General features: G+C 59.9%; 18 protein-coding genes, 1 pseudogene and 1 riboswitch. Of the genes and pseudogenes, 16 read left to right on the top strand and 3 right to left on the bottom strand.

Annotation, left to right across the window (positions count from 1 at the left end):
• Position 1: 1 nt before the first annotated feature.
• Together VCK47_RS17360 and VCK47_RS17355 are read right to left on the bottom strand one after the other, a co-directional pair.
• Positions 2–766 carry an isocitrate lyase/phosphoenolpyruvate mutase family protein gene (locus tag VCK47_RS17360; protein WP_322892179.1) on the bottom strand — a complete coding sequence of 255 codons (765 nt, stop codon included), beginning with the start codon at positions 764–766 and terminating at the stop codon, positions 2–4.
• The gene (locus VCK47_RS17355) at positions 763–1,836 is read right to left on the bottom strand and encodes a trifunctional transcriptional activator/DNA repair protein Ada/methylated-DNA--[protein]-cysteine S-methyltransferase (RefSeq protein ID WP_322892178.1); all 1,074 of its coding nucleotides are present in this window, start codon (positions 1,834–1,836) and stop codon (positions 763–765) included. Before VCK47_RS17355 ends, VCK47_RS17360 begins: the two co-directional genes overlap by 4 nt.
• Positions 1,837–2,264: 428 nt before the next feature.
• A riboswitch (cobalamin riboswitch) is annotated at positions 2,265–2,484 on the top strand.
• Positions 2,485–2,560: 76 nt separating this feature from the next.
• Between VCK47_RS17355 and VCK47_RS17350 the strand changes: the two genes are divergently transcribed.
• The 7 genes and pseudogenes from VCK47_RS17350 to VCK47_RS17320 all read left to right on the top strand — a co-directional run.
• Complete coding sequence (locus tag VCK47_RS17350; protein ID WP_322892177.1) at positions 2,561–2,749, top strand: hypothetical protein; 189 nt, start codon at positions 2,561–2,563, stop codon at positions 2,747–2,749.
• Positions 2,749–3,510, top strand: a complete 762-nt coding sequence (locus VCK47_RS17345) for a (2Fe-2S) ferredoxin domain-containing protein (RefSeq protein ID WP_322892176.1) — start codon at positions 2,749–2,751, stop codon at positions 3,508–3,510. The genes VCK47_RS17350 and VCK47_RS17345 overlap by 1 nt, the downstream gene beginning before the upstream one ends.
• Before the next feature lie 30 nt (positions 3,511–3,540).
• Positions 3,541–5,091, top strand: coding sequence for an ABC transporter substrate-binding protein (locus VCK47_RS17340; RefSeq protein WP_322892175.1), 1,551 nt, complete (start codon positions 3,541–3,543; stop codon positions 5,089–5,091).
• Positions 5,084–6,070: an ABC transporter permease gene (locus VCK47_RS17335; protein ID WP_322892174.1), complete on the top strand. Its 987-nt coding sequence runs from the start codon at positions 5,084–5,086 to the stop codon at positions 6,068–6,070. The genes VCK47_RS17340 and VCK47_RS17335 overlap by 8 nt, the downstream gene beginning before the upstream one ends.
• A complete protein-coding gene (locus VCK47_RS17330) occupies positions 6,067–6,948 on the top strand; it encodes an ABC transporter permease (RefSeq protein WP_322892173.1) in 882 nt (293 codons plus the stop codon). Before VCK47_RS17335 ends, VCK47_RS17330 begins: the two co-directional genes overlap by 4 nt.
• Positions 6,945–8,363 (top strand): ABC transporter ATP-binding protein, encoded by a 1,419-nt coding sequence (locus tag VCK47_RS17325; RefSeq protein ID WP_322892172.1) that lies wholly within the window; start codon positions 6,945–6,947, stop codon positions 8,361–8,363. Before VCK47_RS17330 ends, VCK47_RS17325 begins: the two co-directional genes overlap by 4 nt.
• A gap of 162 nt (positions 8,364–8,525) precedes the next feature.
• Positions 8,526–8,684, top strand: a pseudogene (locus tag VCK47_RS17320) (helix-turn-helix transcriptional regulator); the annotation flags it as partial.
• A 123-nt stretch (positions 8,685–8,807) separates the two neighbouring features.
• Here the strand turns inward: VCK47_RS17320 and VCK47_RS17315 are convergent.
• A complete protein-coding gene (locus VCK47_RS17315) occupies positions 8,808–11,504 on the bottom strand; it encodes an HAD-IC family P-type ATPase (protein ID WP_322892171.1) in 2,697 nt (898 codons plus the stop codon).
• A gap of 147 nt (positions 11,505–11,651) precedes the next feature.
• Between VCK47_RS17315 and VCK47_RS17310 the strand changes: the two genes are divergently transcribed.
• The 9 genes from VCK47_RS17310 (at position 11,652) to VCK47_RS17270 (ending at position 21,778) form a co-directional block, all read left to right on the top strand.
• Complete coding sequence (locus VCK47_RS17310; protein WP_322892170.1) at positions 11,652–13,097, top strand: YfcC family protein; 1,446 nt, start codon at positions 11,652–11,654, stop codon at positions 13,095–13,097.
• Positions 13,094–14,317, top strand: a complete 1,224-nt coding sequence (arcA, locus tag VCK47_RS17305; protein WP_322892169.1) for an arginine deiminase — start codon at positions 13,094–13,096, stop codon at positions 14,315–14,317. Before VCK47_RS17310 ends, arcA begins: the two co-directional genes overlap by 4 nt.
• Positions 14,318–14,329: 12 nt before the next feature.
• Positions 14,330–15,331: an ornithine carbamoyltransferase gene (argF, locus tag VCK47_RS17300; RefSeq protein ID WP_322892168.1), complete on the top strand. Its 1,002-nt coding sequence runs from the start codon at positions 14,330–14,332 to the stop codon at positions 15,329–15,331.
• Between the two features lie 3 nt (positions 15,332–15,334).
• Complete coding sequence (arcC, locus tag VCK47_RS17295; RefSeq protein ID WP_322892167.1) at positions 15,335–16,267, top strand: carbamate kinase; 933 nt, start codon at positions 15,335–15,337, stop codon at positions 16,265–16,267.
• Between the two features lie 537 nt (positions 16,268–16,804).
• On the top strand, positions 16,805–17,269 hold the full coding sequence (locus VCK47_RS17290) for a hypothetical protein (protein WP_322892166.1): 465 nt from the start codon (positions 16,805–16,807) through the stop codon (positions 17,267–17,269).
• A 153-nt stretch (positions 17,270–17,422) separates the two neighbouring features.
• Positions 17,423–18,358: an Lpg1974 family pore-forming outer membrane protein gene (locus VCK47_RS17285; RefSeq protein WP_322892165.1), complete on the top strand. Its 936-nt coding sequence runs from the start codon at positions 17,423–17,425 to the stop codon at positions 18,356–18,358.
• 80 nt (positions 18,359–18,438) lie between these two features.
• The gene (locus VCK47_RS17280) at positions 18,439–19,740 is read left to right on the top strand and encodes a cytochrome P450 (RefSeq protein ID WP_322892164.1); all 1,302 of its coding nucleotides are present in this window, start codon (positions 18,439–18,441) and stop codon (positions 19,738–19,740) included.
• An 81-nt stretch (positions 19,741–19,821) separates the two neighbouring features.
• On the top strand, positions 19,822–20,937 hold the full coding sequence (locus VCK47_RS17275; RefSeq protein ID WP_322892306.1) for a glycosyltransferase: 1,116 nt from the start codon (positions 19,822–19,824) through the stop codon (positions 20,935–20,937).
• Positions 20,918–21,778, top strand: coding sequence for an alpha/beta hydrolase (locus VCK47_RS17270; protein ID WP_322892162.1), 861 nt, complete (start codon positions 20,918–20,920; stop codon positions 21,776–21,778). The genes VCK47_RS17275 and VCK47_RS17270 overlap by 20 nt, the downstream gene beginning before the upstream one ends.
• The last annotated feature ends 1 nt before the right edge of the window (position 21,779 follow it).

The raw sequence follows: 21,779 nt of genomic DNA, 5'->3' as shown, positions 1-21,779 counted from the left end.
GTTAGAGGTAGTCGGCCGCTTCGCGCTCCAAGGCTGTGATCAGGCTTTTGTATGGGTGAGGCCCGAAGCTGATACGCGAAACACCAAGGGCCGCTATGTTACCGATGCGTTCCGGATCGGCGACCATCATCACGTTGACAGGAAATGCGACACTTTCGCAGATCTTCCGGATTAACCTTTTGTCGGTCAGTCCCGGAACAAAGAAACCATCTGCGCCCGCTTCAGCATAAGCATGTGCGCGCGCCAAGGCATCATCAAGCAGATTTGCAGGCTCCGCATCCGGTTCAGCCTTCAAGAAAACGTCTGTGCGCGCGTTGATGAAGGCTGGAATACCCGAGGCGTCGGCGGCTTCACGCACTGCGCGCAGACGCGCGACCTGATCCTCAATGCTGTAAAGGCCGTTGCCGTCCACCACCTGATCTTCAAAGTTCAGGCCTATGACGCCAAGCGCCAGCAGACGGCGGACGTTCTGGTTGACCGTTTCCGGATCAGCAGCATAGCCACCCTCGAAATCCACTGTGACTGGAACATCCACGCTGTGCGTGATCCTTGCGACCACTGCCAGCACGTCATCAAGAGGCAGCTCTTCCCCATCCTGATAGCCTTGTGCCGCCGCCACTGACCAACTGCCGGTCGCAATGGCTTTCGCCCCGGCCGCTGCGACCGCCTTCGCGCTGCCTGTATCCCAGATGTTGTAGAGGATGAGTGGATCATGAGGGGTGTGCAGGCTGCGAAAAAGTTCGGCCTTGGCGATCTGCGATATCATGTAACCGTCACTTTCTGCCACGTCTTGAGTTGCCGCTCGATCTCGATCAGCCGCTGTTTGCGCCACAGGCCGCCGCCATAGCCGGTCAGTGAGCCGTCTGCTCCGATCACCCGGTGGCAAGGAATCATCAATGCGATCTGGTTCGCGCCGTTGGCACGCGCGACGGCCCGTATTGCCGTAGGCCGACCAATCTGTCGGGCGATATCTGAATATCTGCGCGTCTCGCCAGCGGGGATTTCGCGAAGTGCTGCCCAGACCTGCCTCGTGAACGCGCTGCCTGCCAAGGCAAGCGGCGTCAGGAAGCGGCTTGATCGGCCAGCGAAGTAGTCTGCAAGCTCCTCCGCTGCTTGTTCTGCTGGGGGCAGAGCGCCAATCCCGATCCCTTCCTTTGACGCGGCCTGCAAGCGCGCCAGTTCAGCAGGCAGACCTTTGCGGTCCAAGAATTCCAGTAGATGTAAGTGACTTCGGCTGCTGACTGCGATCATATCACCCAGTGAGGTCGGTATCCACGTTGCGCGCAGCAGCCGGTCCGCGCGTAAATCAGCCGGGGGGCAACCAAGGAGACGCGCAAAGGCCGCACGAAAAGCACTGGACGATTCAAAGCTCGCTTCATGCTGCGCGGTGATGATCTTGCCGCCGGTGGCCAGCATCTTGAACCCTTCGCGAAGGCGACGCTGGCGTGCCATTTCCAGAAAGGTCATTCCGAACTGCCGCTTGAAGGCGCGTCGCACAGTAGAAAGGTCGAAACCGAGCTGTTCGATATGCCCCTCCGTCCAGCGCAGGTCAGCGCGCGCGTCCAGCGCATGAAGCAGCGCTGCGACAGTCGGATCAGCCAAGGCAGCGGCCTGTAGCGGATGACATCGCTTGCAGGGACGAAATCCCGCCTCGATACATTCGCCAATCGTGGCGTAGAAAGTGCAGTTTTCCTGCTTCGGTTTGCGGGCGGGACACGTCAGCCGACAGAATACGCCGGTGGACGAGACGCACACAAAGGCTTGCCCGTCGAAGCGGCTATCGCGGGCAAGCAGTGCCGCATAGAGTGTCTTGTGGTCAGGAAGATTGAACAACATGTGCCACGTCTACCATCGTACAAAGTGCTGCGTCGCCGGTTTTCAGGCGCCTATTCTTTTTCCTGTCAGCAGGGACAAAAGCGTCTGGTCATAACAAGCGGCTCAAATACGGTGGATTTTATCGGTGTCAAAAAGCGGTCGAGTTCTGTGTATCACTCCGATGTCCCCCGCTGCGCATGGTGCTGGAGGAAGGGTCACATGGGTCAATTCTCAATGGAAAATTTGCTGCTACCGGGGTCATTTCCGGGTGGAAATCAACAAACCCGGTTGCTGGGCGCAGATCATTCGGTGCCAAAACTGTTGCAGCGAGATTTGTTATAGTATAACACTCTCGCAATTGAAGCGGGAGGCGACATACAGACGATAGATCAGTCTTGCAAAACCGTAACCACAGGGGCGCGCGATGCTTGACGTATGATCCTGATTATGAAATTTCATACTCAGATGGTTCCGGCAGGGTGTAAATCTGCGCCGGATGAAAAGGGAATACGGTGAAGGTGTAGGCATCAGCCACCAAATCCGTGACTGCCCCCGCAACTGTAAGCGGTGAGCTACCCTGCGATGACCACTGCCCCCAAAAGGGGTGGGAAGGCGCAGGCAAGCCACGACCCGCAAGTCAGGAGACCTGCCATCTTCAACGTAACTCGACCCGGGCGGGGTGTCCCGAGGAGGCTGAAGATGATCCACTGGCGCAACCCGCCACCGGTCCTTGCCAGACTTTTCCATGCTCCGTCCTTATGCGGAGGGCATGGCAGAGATCATGACGACAGGACAAGCAACCGCACCGGCGGATAGGCGAAATACATTTTCACATAGCGCGCATAGCCCGCATCTGGACCAGCCATGCGGTTTTGGTGCCGCCTTTTGCGTGCGCGGCATGATCCGTATGCGCCTTGTTCCGGCGGTGCTGTAATGACCTTGCCATCCGACCAATCCACAGATCACCTGATTCTGTGCCTGTCGCAACCCAGCCTGTCCGCCGCTGACGAAGCGCGCTATTTGGCGGCCCTGCGCGATGCTGGTGGTGCCGCATTCGGTGGGCCGGTCACCGCGATCCGCCTGGAAGGGGGCGGCGCTGATCTGGTGACAGCGTTGCGCACCGTGCGCGACAGTGGCGCGATGCGTGTCAGGGTGCAGCCAGTGGGATTTCCGATGGCTGCCAACATTCTGGCATGGCTGCCCGGCGCAGTTGCCCATTTTGCCCACACCGAAGCGCAAGGGATGGCGATCGACCTCGCCGATGTGCCGGACCCCGCTCTCGCTGCAGAGGGACTTATTGCAAAGGCCCTGCAATCTGGTGTGCGCGACGGCGGTCTTGCAAAGCCCAGTCTGGGCAAGCCGGGCTGGCAGTTTGTGCCCGACCACGACACCCATATCCTTGTCTGCACCGGACCGCGCTGCGCCTTTCGCGGTGGCGGTACCTTGCTGGCACGACTCAAGGCGATGCTGACCGAACAAGGGCTGTCCGACCGGTGTCTGACAACCACCACAGGCTGCCTGTTCCCCTGTAATCAGGGACCGGTCCTTGCGCTTTATCCCCGCAACCTCTGGTTTGCCATTCCGGACGAGGACGCCCTACGCGCGCTCGTCTGCGAGGTGATCGGCAAGGGGGGCGATCTGCCCCATCTGCGGCTGGCCCAACGACTTGTTCCGCGTCGAGCGGTCAATTCCTGAACGTGTCTAACCATGAAAGAGGACAATTTGATGCTTTCACCCTTGTTTGCGCGCCGCCGTTTGCTTGCTGCCTTTGGGCTGTCGCTGACATGCGCTTTGCCGCTACAGGCGCAGTCGGACCATCCCGGATTGCGCATTGCCACATCGTTCACCATCGGCAGTATGAACCCGTGGGAAGACGGTTTCTGGATGCAGGAATTCGGGCAGGCCGAATTGTTGATGCAATTCCGTGACGACGGCCAGCATCACCCGTGGCTGCTAGAAAGCCTGACCAACACCGACCCGCTGACATGGGTGCTGACCCTGCGTGACGGGCTGTCGTTCCAGAACGGCAAGGTTGTTGATGCTGCTGCCGTCGTTGCCGCGATCGAGGCCGCGCGGGAACACTCCAGCGCTGCACAGGGTGCCGTGCCGGATGATGCCACCTTTAGCGTCACCGGCCCGCTGGAAATCACGCTGACCACGACCGCCCCTTGGCCCGAAGTGCCCGGCGTGCTGGCCGACGAGGCAGTGTTCCTGATCCTTGATGCGGATGCCGTTGCATCAGTGGATGAAGACTGGCCCGCACTTGTGGGGGCGGGCATCTATACCGGCCCTTACGAAGTCACTGCGCTGACCGATCAGGCAATGACCGCAACCGCCTATGACGGCTATTGGCAAGGCACACCGGCGCTGCCGGCCCTGACCGTCAGTTTTGTTGCCGATCCCAACGCTCGCATTCTGGCTGTGCAGAACGACGAGGCGGATATCGCGCTTTACCCGCCGCTTGCCGCACGGCCCGCAGTCGATGCGACGCCGGGGGTCCATTTCAACATTGGTGCACTGGGCACGGGAGGTTTCATCGGGTTCATGAACGTCAAGACGGGGGTCATGGCCGACGTTGATGTGCGCCGCGCGGTGTTGCACGCCGTCGATTACCGCGAGATCGCCGACGATGTATTCCGTGGCGGTCTGGGGCAAGCGACGTCATTTTATGCCGCAAATCTGCCTTTCGCGCTGGAAAACTACGGCACCGATCCAGAGGCGGCGGCCATGATGCTTGACGCCGCTGGCTGGGCAGCAGGGCCGGACGGTATGCGCAGCAAGGATGGCGCACGGCTGGAGATCACATTGGCGATCTATCCGCAGCAGCCCGATCTTGTGCCCCTGTCCACTGCTGTGCAGGCACAGCTGGCGCGGGCCGGTATTGACGTGAATGTTGTGTCCTTTGACGGGATCAACGATGCGCTGCTGGCACCCGACACACGGTGGGACCTTGCAATTGTCAGTTCCGGCACGGCTGGTTATGGCAAGGTGCAGACCTTCCTTGACGCCTATCTGCTGCCGGGGGCACGCCGCAATTATGGTGGCTATGACAACGCCGAAATCAACGCCACCGTGCAGGCGCTCGCGACCGAGGCCGACCCCGACGCGCGGCTGGCCATGCTGCACCGTATCCAGACAATCCTGTGGGACGAAGACCCCTATGCCTTTGCCTTCAACATCCACAAGGGCCGGGTGATCGTGAACGACCGTTATGCCTGCTATCAGCCGGGCTATGCGCTGTATCACGTCTCGTGGCAGACGGCCCCTTGTGAGTGACGCAGCGACCATAACACAGCGGCGCTGGCGATCCGGCGCCCGCGCCCCTGCGGCCAAGATCATGCAGGCGGGTCTGTCTGTCGTGGGCGCGAGCCTGCTGGTCTGGGCGATGATGCCACTTGCGCCCGGTGATCCGGTGAACATGATCCTTGCCGCGCGCCGGATTGAAGAGCCGACGCTGGAACAGATCGCAGCATTGCGCGCGCAGTTGGGGACGGACCTGCCGCTGTGGCAACAGTATCTGGTGTGGTTGCGCGGCGTGCTGACCGGAGATTTCGGGTTCTCGTGGCGCACAGGCCAGCCCGTGATGGCTGAAATCGCCGCACGCCTGCCAGCGACGCTGCGCCTCGTGGGGACAGGGCTTGCCATTTCGGTTGTCTGGTCACTGGCACTGGCGCTGGTGGCCGCCCGCTGGGTCGGGCGATGGCCGGACCGTCTGGTGTTAGCCTATACACGGATGATGGCGGCGCTGCCGTCATTCGTTTTGGCCTTGCTTGTCATGCAATTCGTCGTGGTTGGCATGGGGCTGGGGCGGGTGCTGTCGGGCGGGGCTGGCATGACGCTGGTGATTGCGGCCATGGTCATCGGCATTGACCGCGCGGCGGGGTGGACCCAGCTTTTGCGGGCAGGCTTGCTTGCGCAGATGGCACAGGGCCATGCTGATGTCGCCCGCGCACGCGGCGCATCCGAAGGGCGCATCCTGACGCGGCAGGCGCTGCCCGGTGCCGCTTTACCTTTTCTGACGGCGGTCGGTATCAGCATCGGCGGGCTGATCGGCGGCAGTCCGGTGATCGAGGTAATCTTTACCTGGCCCGGTCTGGGCGAACATGTGCTGATGGCCCTTTCGGTCCGCGATGTGCCGGTGATACAGGCCTTTGTCCTGCTGGCTGTGCTGGCCTATGTCGGCGCCAGCCTGCTGATCGATCTTGCCGCGCTCTGGCTTGATCCGCGTCTGCGCGGGCAGGGGGCGCAAACATGATCCGGCTGACGGCAGGAGGCGCATGGCCGCGCACCCGCACCGCCGCATCCGATGGTCTGCTGGCTGCGCTTTGGCAGCACCGGCAGGGGCGGGCAGGGCTGTTGCTGATGCTGGCGTTGGTGTTGCTGGCTGTGCTTGGGCCCGCGCTGTTGCCACATGATCCGAACCTGCCGAACTATGCCAAGACCCTTGCGGCACCATCGGCAGAGCATTGGCTGGGCACCGATGCCACAGGGCGTGACCAACTGGCACGACTGGCAGATGGGGCGCACAGGTCGTTGGGCGGGGCGGCACTTGTCATGGCGCTGGTGTTTGGTGTGGGCCTTATCGTCGGCGTCGTTGCGGCCGTTGCAGGCGGGCTGCTCGATATCGTTCTGATGCGCATTGTTGACGTGATGATGGCGCTGCCGGGGCTGATCTTTGCCTTTGCGGTACTGGGTTTGCTGGGGCCGGGTTATCTGAACCTTCTGTTCGCGCTGGCGGTGGCGGACTGGGCATACTACGCCCGCCTTGCCCGTGCGACAGCGCTTGACGCTGCTGCACGCCCGCATGTCGAGGCCGCGCGCATGATGGGCCGCGCACCATGGCAGGTGTTGATCGCGCATATCCTGCCAGCCGTTGCATGGCAGCTTGCTGTTCTTGCCACATTGGGCATGGGCGGGATGATCGCCGCTATATCGGCGTTTTCGTTTCTGGGCCTTGGCGTGCAGGTGCCTCATGCGGAATGGGGTGCGATGCTGGCGGATTCGCGGTTCTATTTCACGATCGCGCCTTGGCTGCTGATTGCGCCTGCTGCATTGATCTTTGCCGCTGTCCTTGCGTCGAACCAGCTGGGCGAGGCTTTGCGCGACATCACCACACCCGAGGGCCGGTCGTGACGGTCGTGCTGCAAGTCACGGGACTCGGCGTCGCCTATGGCGGGCGGCCGGTTGTATCGGACATCAGCTTTACCCTGCGCAAAGGCGAGGTGCTGGCGCTGATCGGGGCCTCGGGCAGTGGTAAAACCACGCTGATGCGCGCGCTTCTGGGCCTGCTGCCGCCGACCGCACGGATCACCGGCAGGGTCGAGATCGCAGGGAAGGTCATCGACCCGACCGACCGGCGCGCCATGCGCGCGCTGCTGGGGCAAGCCATCGGTTTTGTGGCCCAAGACCCTTTCGCCGCCTGCGCGCCCCTGTCGCCGGTGCGCAATCATATCGCAGAGCCTTGGCTTGCACGCGGCCTGACGCCAGACCCTGCACGGATCGCTGCGCTGATGGATCAGCTGCGCATCGATCCCGCCGCCCTTGCACTTTATCCGCATCAATGGAGTGGCGGGATGTTACAACGGGCCAGCATTGCTGCCGCCCTCGCGCTTGATCCACAGGTACTGCTGGCGGACGAGCCAAGCTCGGCGCTTGATGCCGATCACGCGGGGCGGGTAATCGACCTGTGCCGCAGCGCTGGGCGGGGCACGCTGATCGTCAGCCATGACCTTGCGCTGATGAGCGCGCGTGCCGACCGCGTTATCCTGCTTGAGACAGGGCGGATCGTGGCGGAATGTATGGCCTGCGACAGCGTGACCACGACCGCACCCGTCCATGTGCGCCGCTTTACCAGCGCTGCCGCACTGCCACTTCCGCCGCCGATTGCAGCGGGTGCAAAGCCGTTGATGTCTGCGCGCGGTCTGGGCATGCGGCTGGGCGCGCGGATGCTGTTCGACGACCTGCAGATTGATCTGAAAGCAGGCGAGGTTCTGGGCGTCGCTGGCCCCTCTGGCAGCGGGAAATCCACGCTACTGCGCGTGCTTTCCGGTCGGCTGGCACCGACAGCAGGCGCCGTTTCACCCAACCTGCCGGCGGGTGCGGTGATGCCGATCTTTCAGGATGCGCAAGGCAGCCTGAACCCGCGCTGGCCGCTTTGGCGCATCGTGTCAGAGCCTTTGCGTACAAGATGGCGCGACCGCCTATCAGGTGCCGCACATCGCGCCTTGGCTGTGCAGGCGCTGGTCAATGTCAGCCTTGGCCATCTGTCGCCCGATGCGCGACCGGGCACCCTTTCCACCGGGCAATGCCAGCGGATCGCAATCGCGCGGGCCCTGATCCGCCCGCCACGCTTGCTGGTCGCGGATGAACCCACCAGCGCCCTTGATCCGCGGCAAAAGGCCCGCGTGATCGCCGCCTTGCACCGAGTCGCAGCGACCGGCTCCGCGATTGTGCTGGTCAGCCACGACAGGGCCGTCCTGCAGACAGCATGCCACCGTGTGATTGAATTGGGTGACGATAGAAAACCGTCAATTGCTGGAAGTTTTTGAATTTCTGCACAAGGCATCGGACGGTGAACAAGGATACCAAAAGCCCCGTTCTCCGCATCCGGATTGTCTGCGGCGACAACGATATGATCAGCCCGGCCAAGGCCGAGTTCCTAGGGTCTGGACACATTTACTTTCACAGCCAGTAGATGACGAAAGCAGCGAGAGCAGACCAGAATAACACAAGCGGCCCTTGCCGAAAAAGCAGGCGTGAACCGCGTTACTGTGGCCGAGATCGAGACAGGCCGAAAGCAGGGCTCCGTCGCAACCCGGCGCGCCTTGGCCGATGCGATGAGTGTCAGTCTGGATGATGTCACAGCGTAAGGTTGGCCCTTCGTAACTGGTCGAGCGATCTCGGTTTCTTTGTGCCGACACTTTGGCTGAGCCGCATCCGGGACTGAACTCGCATCATCCGTGTTGCAAAGGAGACCGGGGGGTCGTCAACAATCACCCTGTCACGTCAAAGATCAGGGACCGGTCGTCCGGGGCAGTCAAACCGAGGCGGATCTGTTTTTCCACCTCGATGATCGCAAAGAACACTGCGCCGACCCCGACAATCAGCAGAGCATCGGTCAGCGACACCGATGCTGTGCCAAAGATTCCCTGTGCCAGCGGCAGGTAGGTCACGACAACTTGCGCCGGCACCACGATGGCCAGACAGATCCACACTGCTTTCGTGCCGCGGATCGCGGCCCATGTCAGCGACGTGCTGCGTAGGTTGCGAATGAAAAAGAGATAGAAGATCTCCAGCACCACGACCATGTTCATGGCAATCGTCTGGGCCAGCGCAAGGTCATGTCCCTCGTTCTTGGCATAGGCAAATATCCCGAAAATTGCCGCAACGAATAAGACAGAGACGAAAGCCACCTGCCAGACAAGGGCACCGGTCAGCAACGGTGCCTTGCGTGCGCGGGGCGGGCGTTTCATCGTATTCGCCTCGGTCGGTTCGAAAGCCAGTGCCAGTCCTAGCGTTGTGGCGGTGATCAGGTTGACCCAGAGAATCTGAATGGGCGAGATCGGCAGTGACATGCCGAGCAGCAGGGCAATGATGATTGTCCCAGCTTCGCCCGCATTGGTCGGCAGTGTCCATGAAATGACCTTGCGGATGTTGTCATAGACTGTGCGCCCCTCTCGGACGGCTGCCACGATGGACGCGAAGTTATCGTCGGCCAGAACAAGATCTGCGGCCTCCTTTGCTGCCTCGGAGCCTGTGACCCCCATCGCAATGCCGACATCGGCGCGTTTCAATGCGGGGGCGTCGTTGACCCCGTCGCCGGTCATCGCAACGGTCAATTCCTTGGCCTGAAGCGCCATGACAAGGCGCAGCTTGTGCGCGGGCGATGTGCGGGCGAAAATGTTGGTCTCGATCACCGCAAAGGCCAGATCGGCATCGCCCAGTTTTTCGATGTCAGCGCCGGTCAGCACCGAACCGGGGTTTTTCAGCCCGATCTGGCGCCCAATCGCACCAGCGGTTCCGGCATGATCGCCAGTGATCATCTTGACCGCGATACCGGCCGCGTGACAGTCAGCCACTGCTTCAATCGCTTCCTGACGCGGCGGATCGATCAATCCGACCAAGGCCACTAAACTCAGCTTTCCGTCGAGGCTGGCCGCGTTCAACGCACCCTTCGGGGCCTTGCACAGGGCCAACCCCAGCAACCGTTGACCTTGCGCTGCAATGCGCTCGGCCTCGCCATTCCAGAATGCCGTATCAAGCGGCTCTGGCCCTTCCGGCCCATTCTGATCGCCGCACATCGCGAGGACACGCTCTGGTGCGCCCTTGATCAAAACCAGTCGTTGTTGGTCCGGCCCTTCGACCAATACCGCCATAAAACGATTGGCGGCGTCGAAGGGTATCTCGTCGTGGCGGGTCCAGCCTGCGGCATCGGCCCCCGTCTTTGCGGCAAACGCCAGCAGCGCGCCTTCCATCGGGTCGCCCGCTACCTGCCAGCCTTCATCCTTTTGCGACAGATCCGCATCATTGCACAAAAGCGCAATCAGGCCCGCGTCGTCCAGCGCGCCCGAGCCCGGGGTGGGGCTGATCTCGCCATCCGGGGCATAGCCGATCCCGTCAATGGTCACGCTGCCCGAGGTCAGCACGGCGCTGGCCACCATCATCTCGTTGCGGGTCAGCGTGCCGGTCTTGTCGGTGCAGATCACCGACACTGCGCCGATGGTCTCTATCGCGGGCAAGCGACGCACGATTGCGTTGCGGCGCGCCATCGCCTGAACGCCGACCGAAAGCGTGATGGTCATCACGGCAGGCAAGCCTTCGGGGATGGCCGCGACGGCAAGGCCAACCACGGCCATGAACTGTTCGGCAAACGCGATATCGCGGACAAAATAGCCATATAGCAACAAGACCGCGGCCAGCAGCACGATCAGCACCGTCAGCCACCGGGCGAAACGGTCCATTTGTTTGACCAGCGGCGTTGTTAGAACCTCGACCTTGCCAAGCAGGTCACTGACCTTGCCGATCTCGGTTGCGGCTCCTGTAGAAATCACCACGCCACGCCCGGTGCCTGCGGCAATCAGGGTGCCACTGAAAGCCACGCCGGTGCGATCTCCCAGTGAAGCATCGGACGCTACCGCTTCTGTTGTCTTTTCGACGGCGACCGACTCGCCGGTCAGGATGGCCTCTTGCACTTGCAGGCCCCTGACCTCGATCAATCGCAGATCGGCTGGCACCTTGTCGCCTGGTTCCAGCAGCACGAGATCGCCCGGAACCAGATCTGCGGCATCGACATCGACCCGCCGTCCGTCGCGCAACACTGACGCATGCGGCGCCAGCATCGTTCGGATCGCCTCCATTGCCGTTTCGGCGCGACCTTCCTGCACGAAGCCAATCACCGCATTGACCACGACAACCGCCAGGATCACGCCGGTATCGATCCATTGCGACAGCAACGCTGTCACCACCGCCGCGCCGATCAGCACATAGATCAGGACATTGTGGAAATGTGCAAGAAAGCGCAGCACAGCCCATCGCCTTGGCGCCTGCGCCAGCTGGTTCGGCCCGTAATCGTCCAGTCTGGTCGCCGCTTCCGTTGACGACAAGCCGTCGGCCGTTGCCGACAGCGATTTGAGCACATCCTCGACAACCTCTGCATGCGCATCAAGGGTGTGGTCCGCCTGATCGTTCATCAACGTCTCCTGTTCCGGCCAAAACACCCGTCCAACGTGCGGCACCTTATTCGGCAATTATCCAGACCGCCCTGATCTGCATTAGCCCGGCTATGCCCGGTGGCGGATACGCTGCGCACACACCTGACCCATGGGGAGCACAGCACGATGCCATCCACCGAAGAACAAGGCACCAAGCAGGGGCCCCGCTTTCCGTCTGCATTCACGATTCTGTTTGCATTGATCGTTCTGGTCGCGGCTCTGACTTGGATCATCCCGGCAGGCCAATACGAGCGTTCAGCTTCCGAAGCTCTGGGCAAGGACGTGCCCATCGCGGGAACCTACGCACGCACAGACGCGGCCCCACAAGGCGTGGTCGATGTCATCCTTGCCCCGATCGCGGGCTTTTACGACCCTATCGACTATGTCGCCCGCGCCATCGATGTGTCGCTGTTCGTGCTGATCATTGGCGGGTTTATCGGTGTTGTGACCGCCACGGGAGCCATTGATGCGGGAATCGCCCGCGCCATGGTCCGCCTGAAGGGGCGCGAGAACTGGATGATCCCGATCCTGATGGCGTTGTTTGCCCTTGGCGGGTCCACCTATGGCATGGCCGAGGAGACGCTGGCCTTTTACGTCCTGCTGATCCCTGTGATGATTGCCGCCAAATATGATGCGTTGACGGCGGTAGCCGTGATCTTGCTGGGTGCCGGCGTCGGCGTTCTGGGGTCAACCGTCAACGCGTTCTCGACCGTCATCGCCTCCGATGCGGCGGGGATCAGTTTTGCGGACGGTCTGGGACTGCGGGTGATCATTTTGCTGATTTGCTGGGCCGTGACGGTGGCCTTTGTGATGCGCTATGCCGCAAAGGTCCGTGCTGATCCCGCAAAGTCGCTGGTCTATGACAAGAAATCCGCGAACGAGGCGCATTTTCTGGCCGACACCCCGACCGAGGCCGCGCCATTTACCGCGATGCACAAGATCGTCCTGGTCCTGTTTGCACTGACCTTTGGCGTGATGATCTGGGGCGTGTCTATCGGCGGCTGGTGGATGGCGGAAATGAGCGGGCTTTTTCTGGCCGCGGCCATCCTGATCGGCATCCTTGCCCGGCTGGGTGAGGGCAAGCTGGTCGAAAGCTTTGTGAACGGTGCGCGCGATCTTTTGGGTGTCGCCCTGATTATCGGACTGGCGCGCGGAATCGTAGTGATCATGGACGCAGGTATGATCACCGACACGATCCTGCACGCGGCGGAAACAAGCGTGGCGGGCCTGTCGCAAACAGCCTTCATTCTGGTGATCTACTGGACCCAGGTCGGACTGTCGTTCTTTGTCCCATCGACCTCGGGACTTGCCGTTTTGTCGATGCCGATCCTCGCTCCGGTGGCCGATTTTGCGGGCGTCAAGCGCGAACTGGTGGTCACCGCTTTCGCGACCGCCAGCGGCATGGTGAACCTGATCACCCCAACGTCTGCAGTCGTGATGGGCGGGCTGGCTATCGGCCGCGTCCCTTATGAACGCTGGCTGCGCTTTGTCTGGCCACTGCTTGTGGTTTTGACACTCATCGTCATGGCAGCCCTTGCCTTGGCCACCTTGTTAGGAGGCACACCCACATGACCCTTACTTATGGCGTTCATTCCGAAGCGGGGCAGTTACGCCGCGTGATGATGCACCGGCCCGGATCGGAAATGGCGCGGCTGACGCCTGCCAATGCCGAAAGCCTGCTGTTCGATGATGTGCTTTGGGTCAAACAGGCCCGTATCGACCACATGGCCTTTGTCGACGTGCTGCGCGAACGTGGCGTCGAAGTGGTGCTGATGCGCGAGATGCTGGAGGAGGTCGTCTCCAAACCAGCGGCGCGTCGCTGGCTGCTTGATGCGCGCATCAACGACAATTCAGTGGGCGTGGGTCTGGCGGCTGACCTGCACGCCTGCCTGATGGAAATGCCGGCCAATGCGCTGACCCATATCCTGATCGGCGGGATGAGCCGGGCGGAATTGCCCGTTCCGATGGCGGGTGTCGTGGCACCGATGCTGCGGGACGAGGACTTTCTGCTGGCGCCGATGCCGAACCAGATATTCACCCGCGACAGTTCCTGCTGGATCTATGGCGGTGTCACGCTGAACCCGATGTTCTGGCCCGCGCGACGGCTGGAGACGTTGAACCTCGCCGCGATCTACAAGTTTCACCCCGATTTCGCGGATGCCGATTTCCCGATCTGGTACGGCGATCCGATGGCGGATCACGGGCTTGCCACCCTGGAAGGTGGCGATGTCATGCCGATCGGCAATGCCACCGTCCTGATCGGCATGGGTGAACGCACCACGCCACAGGCTGTGGGCCAAGTCGCCCGCGCGCTTTTTGCAGGCGGCGGGGCAGAGCGTGTGATTGCCTGCCAGTTTCCGCGCGCCCGGTCTTCCATGCACCTCGATACTGTCTTCACCTTCTGCGACCGCGATCTGGTGACCGTGTTCGCCGAGGTGACGGATGCGATCGCGACCTATTCCTTGCGACCGGGTGACAAAGGCGAGGTTCTGGTAACCGCAGAAAAGGCGCCGTTTCTCGAAGTTGTGGCCGCTGCGCTTGGCGTGAAGAAACTTCGCACAGTGCCGACAGGCGGGGACGCTTACGAGAGCCAGCGCGAACAATGGGATGACGCCAACAATCTCTTGTGCATCAGCCCTGGTGTCGTCGTTGGCTATGCCCGCAACACACATTCGAACACCCTGCTGCGCAAGGCGGGCGTCGAAGTCATCACCATTTCCGGTGCCGAACTGGGACGCGGGCGAGGCGGGTCGCATTGCATGACCTGCCCGCTGATCCGCGATCCTCTTTGAAAGAATTGTCACATGCCACAAAACCTGCACGGTCGTAGTTTCCTCAGACTGTTGGATTTCACCCCGGACGAGCTGCGCTTTCTGCTCCGGCTTGCGGCCAGCCTGAAAGAGGCCAAGGCAACCGGTACCGAAAAGCAGCTTCTTCTGGGCAAAAACATCGCGCTGATCTTCGAGAAGGACAGTACCCGCACCCGCAGCGCGTTCGAGGTGGCGGCGTTTGACCAAGGCGCCCATGTCACCTACCTGGGCCCTTCGGGCAGCCATATCGGCACCAAGGAAACGATGAAGGATACGGCGCGCGTTCTGGGGCGCTACTATGATGCCATCGAATACCGGGGCTTTGGGCAGACACAGGCCGAGGTGCTGGCGCAATTTGCAGGCGTGCCGGTCTATAACGGATTGACGGATGAATTTCACCCGACCCAGATCCTTGCTGATCTGATGACGATGCGCGAATACACCCACAAGCACCTGTCCGACATCGTCTTTTGTTTCGTTGGCGATACCGGCAGCAACATGGGAACATCGCTCATGGTCGGCGCGGCCCTGATCGGTATGGATATCCGTCTTTGCGGACCCAAAAGCCTATGGCCTGATGCAGCGCTGGTGGATCAGTGCAGCAAGCTGGCTAAAGCAAGCGGCGCGCGGATCACGCAAACCGAAGATCTGACCGAGGGCGTAGCGGGCTGCGATTATATCTACACCGACGTCTGGGTGTCGATGGGTGAGCCGGACAGCGTCTGGGCCGAGCGTATTGCGCTGCTCTCGCCCTTTACCGTGACGCAAGACGTGATGGACTTGTCCGGCAACCCCCACACCAAGTTCCTGCATTGCTTGCCTGCCTTCCACAACCGCGACACCAAGACAGGCGAGGCGACGTTCCAGACCTATGGCATCGACTGCATGGAGGTGACGGACGAGGTGTTCGAATCCGCTGCCTCTGTTGTTTTTGATCAGGCGGAGAACCGGCTGCACTCGATCAAGGCAGTGCTTGTCGCCACGATAGGAGCCTAGAGGATGCGCATCGTGGTAGCCTTGGGCGGAAATGCCCTGCTGAAACGTGGCGAGCCGATGACGGCCGAAGCGCAGCACACAAACGTGCGGATCGCCGCCGCCGCTCTGGCCGCTCTTGCGCGGGATCATCAGATTATCGTGGCGCATGGTAACGGGCCGCAAGTGGGGCTGATGGCGCTGCGGTCTGCTGCCTATGCGCCTGACAACCCGTGGCCGCTGGATATTCTGGGCGCCGAAACCGAAGGGATGATCGGGTATCTGATCGAACAGGAGCTGATGAACGCACTGCCAAAGGGCACCGACTGCGCCACGCTGCTGACGCGGGTCGAGGTTGATCCAAAAGATCCCGCCTTCGCCAAACCTACAAAGCCCATCGGTCCAGTCTACACGGCCGATGAGGCAAAACGTGTACGCGACGAGCATCAGTGGTCGATGGTGGAAGAGGCAAAGGACAGTTGGCGTCGCGTCGTGCCCTCGCCGCAGCCGATTGCCATTCTGGGCATCACGCCGATCCGTTTGCTGGTCGAAGCGGCGGTTTGCGTGATCTGCGCAGGTGGGGGCGGCATACCAGTGGTGCGCGGTAGCGATGGCAAGATGGAAGGTATAGAAGCTGTCATCGACAAGGACCGCACCTCAGCATTGCTGGCACAGGCGTTGAATGCAGATATTTTGCTAATGCTGACTGATGTGAAAGCAGTCTTTCGTGACTGGGGCGGGCCTGATCAGGCCGCGATCAGCAGCGTAACCCCCGACGAATTGGGTAGGATCAGTTTTGCCGAAGGTTCGATGGGGCCAAAGATCGCTGCCGCTTGCGATTTCGTCCGGGCGGGCGGCACGATGGCCGGCATCGGGCGTTTGCAGGATGCATCTGCGATTGTAGAAGGGTTGGCTGGGACACAGGTGCGCCTCGACGTGGCCACCGACCGCGCCCGATAGAAAACCGCTCATTCATGCCCGGCATGCGTATTCCCCCACATCCGGATGTCCTGCGGGGTGAACTTGGTGATTGGCGTCGGGCGCTGGCCAAGCACTACAAACGTCTTGGTCACAACTCGCATCAACGCAGGTTCATGGTCGACTTGCCATACACTGCGCTACAGACTCTGGCGGACCGGGCCAGCACTAATGTCGTGGTGGGCGTGCAGGCAGACGGTCGCCTAATAGGAGTTCTCGAGATGATAAAGGGGAAGTAGCAGAGAGAAGATGCGTTGCTACTTGTCTCGCGCGGCATGGGCGCTGGATCGACCAGCTTCATCTCGAGCGGACCTGTCACGGCATGTGCAAAGAATGCCATGACAGAATGACAGATACAGCTTGCTGGTGACACCAACCAGTTTCAGGGTATCGCAAGCCGCCTCGCGCGAGTAACCTGAACGCGCCGACGGTCTGCAGAGAGTTCGTCGGTCAAGGGGAAAGCGTCGGTGAAGCGGTCAAGATGCAACAAGATACGAACGTCATCAAATGAACCAAGGCATGGTCAATTCTGAAGGCCAAACGGTCGTGGTTTGCCTTGCGCCATCTTATGAGGCTTTCGGGATGGTGATGGATTTTCTTGCTGAATCTGATGTGTTTGGCAATTTTGAACTGTCCAGTTTAGCGGGCGTGGTGCGCAAACAGTTGCGCGATAGTAATAACCTCGCCGGCATCCGTGACAACCAAATCGTCGGCTATGTCGGGTGGTTGCACACAACGGTCACGGTCGGCGAAGAATGGATGCAAAACCGCGCAATACTCAAGCCGTTGGCACAAGCTGATTCAGATGCCGCAGCGCTGACTGTTGTCGCCGTTTCTGACCCCAAAGTAACCCCGAGGTTGATCCGAGGTGCGCGGGAACTGAACAAAGGCAAGCGGGTTTTCTTCAAGCGTGGCTATGACGGTGTCGTTAGGTCAAGCCGCAAGAGCAACGTGCTAAACATTGTCAGAGCAGATCCATCTTAGCGAACCAATCGCTATCGGTTTGGTATCACAATAAAATTCATTGCCTTGAGGTCGCCGCCGCCAGAGGAGCAGCCAAGACTGCGTGAAAAATGCTATGCAAATCGCACCATTTTCGAGTATAGTAACGAAGAATTGAACAAAAGGATTTTTCTCGTGAACAGCAAGATGATGATGGGATCCGCGTCAACTGTTGCTTTGGCAGTGGCAGGAGCACAAGGCGCTGTGGCGCAATCGCCTGCAATGTTGGAGGGTTACACTCTGAACGTGCAGGGCGGTGTCGGCATTATCGACAACGTCTGGGCGGACAAGGTCGAAGGCGAGAGTTCGGAAGAACAAGACAAAGTTGGGGCGGACGAAACCCATGGTGCATTCATGGGGTCATTGTCACTGACGCGCCAGACCGCACCGGGACGAGATATGACCTTGGGTCTCTCGCTTGGAGGATCGCCGGACAACCGCTACGAGAACACCTTTGAAAGCGGCGGGTCGTCGTTCACGTCGATTTCAAAGAACGAACTCGCATTTGCGGCTCTCGATTTTGAGCTGGGAACCGCCATTCCTGCTGAAATTGCGGATTTCCGTTGGCACTATGGCGTGCGTGCGCTGGGCACAAGCGCGCGGCTATCTCTGGGTCGTGAAGCAGACAAGATTGGTGGCACGGTTGAAGCTGAACCATCCCTCAAATCGGAATTTCTAGGAATTGGTCCTCGGGTGGGCGTTGGCTTCACAACCCAGCCAGCGGCCGGTCCGAACGCGGGTCAATATGGTTTTTTTGGTGACATTGGAGCATCAATCCTTTTCGGAGATCGCAAGGATACGTTCGGCATCCGCGTGACGGAAGACGACGGATCAGGCGGCGTGTCGTCAAGCGGCTTCAGCAGCAGCTTTTCCGAACGCAAGACGGTGACGAGTCTCGACGCTCAAATCGGCGTAGATTATTATCTGTCTGACAATTCAAAGGTATCTCTTGGGTATCAACTGCAGCAGTTCTGGAACATTGACGAATGGTCTGATGAAGAAAGCGAAGCCGATAATTCCGGACCACGGTTGATGCAGGGCGTTTTTATCGGATACACCACGACGTTCTGATCTGCACAGGCGGGCCTAGGTGGCAAGAGTCAAGAATGCGCCCGATCATCCGGGCGCATTTCGTTTAACGGGCGATCACAGTGACAGAACGCATCATCACCACCGGGACCCCATTGTCCGCGGCATGGCAGCAAAGCCCTTGCAGCGTCCTTTACGAAATGGCGCGTCAACGTCCGGCGCAAGATCTTGAGCTGGAGCTTGGCGGTACAGTCTTTCCGTTGGTGCAGAACAGCGCGACCGCACGTCAGATCTTGCGCGACACCGGAAGCAACTACAGTAAATATTATGGCACTTATGAACAGCTGTTCGGGGTCAGTCGGCTGACTACGGACGGTATCAAATGGCGCCAGCTGCGTGCGTATTCTCAACCCTATATCACAGAAACAAACCCCGACGCAGTCGTTCGGACGGCTCGTGAGTATTTTCTCGCAGCTGCACAGGGAATTCTTGCCAGCGCGCAGGGGGGATCTGCCCAAGTCGAGAAACAGATTGATTTCGCCGCCGCCGCCACAGTGTGCAAACTGGTACTAGGCTTCCCCATAGAGGATTGGGGGCCGGAGACGATCAGTGATATCCGCCATATCCTGCGGCTGGCATCCTTCGAGAATTTCCCACAGCCTTCAACCGGCTACGTCGAGCATGCGATGCTAAAGATCGACGCAGAGGATGCGAAGGCACGCCTGACGGCAAGGTTCAGCGCACTGGTTGCTCACCGGAGCGGGCGGTCCGAGGGGAGCATGATAGACGCTTTAGCCAATGCTGAGCCAAACGAGGTGGACATTTTCGGTGAACTTTCGACCCTTCTTTTTGCTGGATTTGATACCACGGCAAGCGCCATCACATGGGCTATGTTTTTGCTGGGCAAAGACAAAGCGTTGCAAGACCGGCTGCGGCAATCTGTACGCGGCTTGTTCAGTCAACAGACAATCAGTGCAAACGACCTGACGGGATTGGTGGATCTGAACGCTTTTCTGCTTGAAACCCTGCGCATTTTTCCACCAATTCCGCTGGTAAGCCGGATCGCCGTCGGCCCGCAGCAGATTGGTGATCTGCATATAAAACAGGGCAAGCGCGTCCTCGTTTCTATCATCGGCATCCAGCAAGACCCGGCGATATTCCACGATCCAATGAGGGTCGATCTGTCCCGGCACCCCGAAGGTGCTTTATCGAAATCCGGTGCCGCCAACTTTGTCCCGTTTGGAGATGGTCGGCGGGTGTGTCCCGGCTCGCGTTTTGCCAACCTCGAAGCGTTAACCGCACTCGCGGTCTTTTTGGAAACGATGTCAATTCAGACACCGCACAGCGACCGGATCGCGTTGCGCTGGGATGCCAGTATGCGGCAAGCAGACGGCACCAAACTCGTCACAGCCGCGGTTGTGTAAAGCGTCGGGAGACACCCAATCCGTATTCTTTTTGCATCATTATCGTGCCTGATCGACCCGGCGAGCGGCGCTGCAATTTCGGTGCGCACGATCTTGCGGCTTCTTGCAGAGCGGGGACACGATGTCTTGGCGTTTTCGGCCGGTGGCTTTGACAGCGGCCAAAAGCCGACCCCTGATGAAATGCTGCTTTGGAGCGGTTTTTCAAAGGACGCCGGTGAAGCGCTTTTCCGCTTTGATGATGGACCGGTCAGGCACTTTGCCTGCGCGACTGCGACACATCAGATTGTCAAAATGACATCAGACGACTTTGCTCTCGCGGCCAAAAGCTATGCAAAAGTCATGCGGGATTTTGCTCCGGATGTGATCATTACTTTCGGCGCCACCGCCTTCGAGGAAAACATCCGTCAGGCTGCGGTCCTATCCGGCATTGTTTCTGCGTTCTACCTTGCCCATCCGGGCTACAAGGATGCTGAAGTATTCAGGAACATAGACGTTATCCTGACGGACTCGATGGCAACACAGGATTTGTATTGGGACCGCTTTCAGCTACGCAGCACTGTCATCGGCAAATTCATCGCGAGACCAACCGCCAGACGCCCCGACAAGGCCACACGGCATGTCACCTTCATCAACCCGTCCTACGCCAAGGGTGTCACATTGTTTTACCGCATCGCAGAAATGATGCACGTGATGCTGCCATCTCTTCGGTTTCTGGTCGTCGAGAGCAGATCCGATCTCCAAAAGGTAGAAAAACAATCCGGCATTCCGTTCTCTCAGATGCGCAACATACGGCGGATCGGGCTACAGACCGACATGGCCGCGGTGTTTTCGCGGACGCATGTCTTGATCATGCCATCCCTCTGGCACGAAAGCGGCGGGCGCGCTGCGATTGAGGCGATCTCTTTGGGCATTCCGGTCCTGTGCTCGAACCACGGTGGCTTGCCCGAACATCTGGGCGAAGGTGCGCTGCGCTTTGATGTTCCGGAACCGCTGCGCAACACACATCAACTCATTCCTCCGCCGTCGGTGGCTTTACCATGGGCATCGGCCTTGGCGCGGTTGTGGGCGGAACCCGATTACTGGCAGGAGAGAAGCAATGCAGCGCACGCGCAGTGGGCCCATCATGCACCTGATGGCCGCTTACAACTGATCGAGAAGACCTTTCAGGATTGCCTTGATGCCCGACGCGCCGTTTAAGCATTTCACTGCCCCCATCATGGTCGAGATTGGTGGAAGCTACAGCTACGTCCATGTTGAAATCTGGGAACCGGATGCGCCGGACAAGGCAATTTGTCTGATCCATGACATTGCCGGACGGGCCGACGATTTTGCGCCCTTGTGTGCCCATCTTGCAAGGTCCGGTCACCGGGTCGTTGCCCTTGACCTGCCCGGGCGCGGCAATAGCGCTTGGATACCACAAGACCTCTATACGGCGCAGACCTATGTGCAGGTACTACTGGCCGCTCTTAAGACACATGGGCTAAACAATACCGCGCTGCTGGGACAAGGGTGGGGCGCAATGATCGCCGTTCTGCTTGACAGGGTTGCACATCGCAGGTTCTCGCAGCTGTACCTGCTGGATCTGCCGGGACAGTGGGCGTTTGAGGTCGATCAATCAGCACAAACGTGGTCAAAACTGGCTCATATCAAGTCACCAAACAAGTCGGCGTTTCTGAAAGAAATTGATGCTGCCGTTCCACCTGAGATGCCCGGACGCACCGAACTGCTCGACCTCGTGGTGGAGCGGGCGCGCTTGGTCGACGGCCTTTATGGCCTTAACGTCGATCCTGCAATCTTTCGCCATTTGAAAGAAAATAGCGACAAAGTCTATGATCTTGATGTCGCGCTCCTGTCGGCCAATGCGCCGATATGGCTGTTTTCAGGCATGCACTCAATCCCGTCGGAACGGTCGCATAATGCCAGAGAACGTTCCTCCCAAATCCGGCACACCTGTGTTCTTCGAGCCAGTAACCAGTCATGGCACAGCGACGATATCCTCGCTCCCGTTCTTGGAGCAGTTTGTATGCTCGGGCGATGAC

It is taken from the genome of Yoonia sp. 72 (assembly GCF_034652275.1).
GTDB lineage: Bacteria > Pseudomonadota > Alphaproteobacteria > Rhodobacterales > Rhodobacteraceae > Yoonia.
The sequence above is the reverse complement of the archived record's forward strand: the minus strand, read 5'-3'. Positions and strand labels throughout refer to the sequence as shown.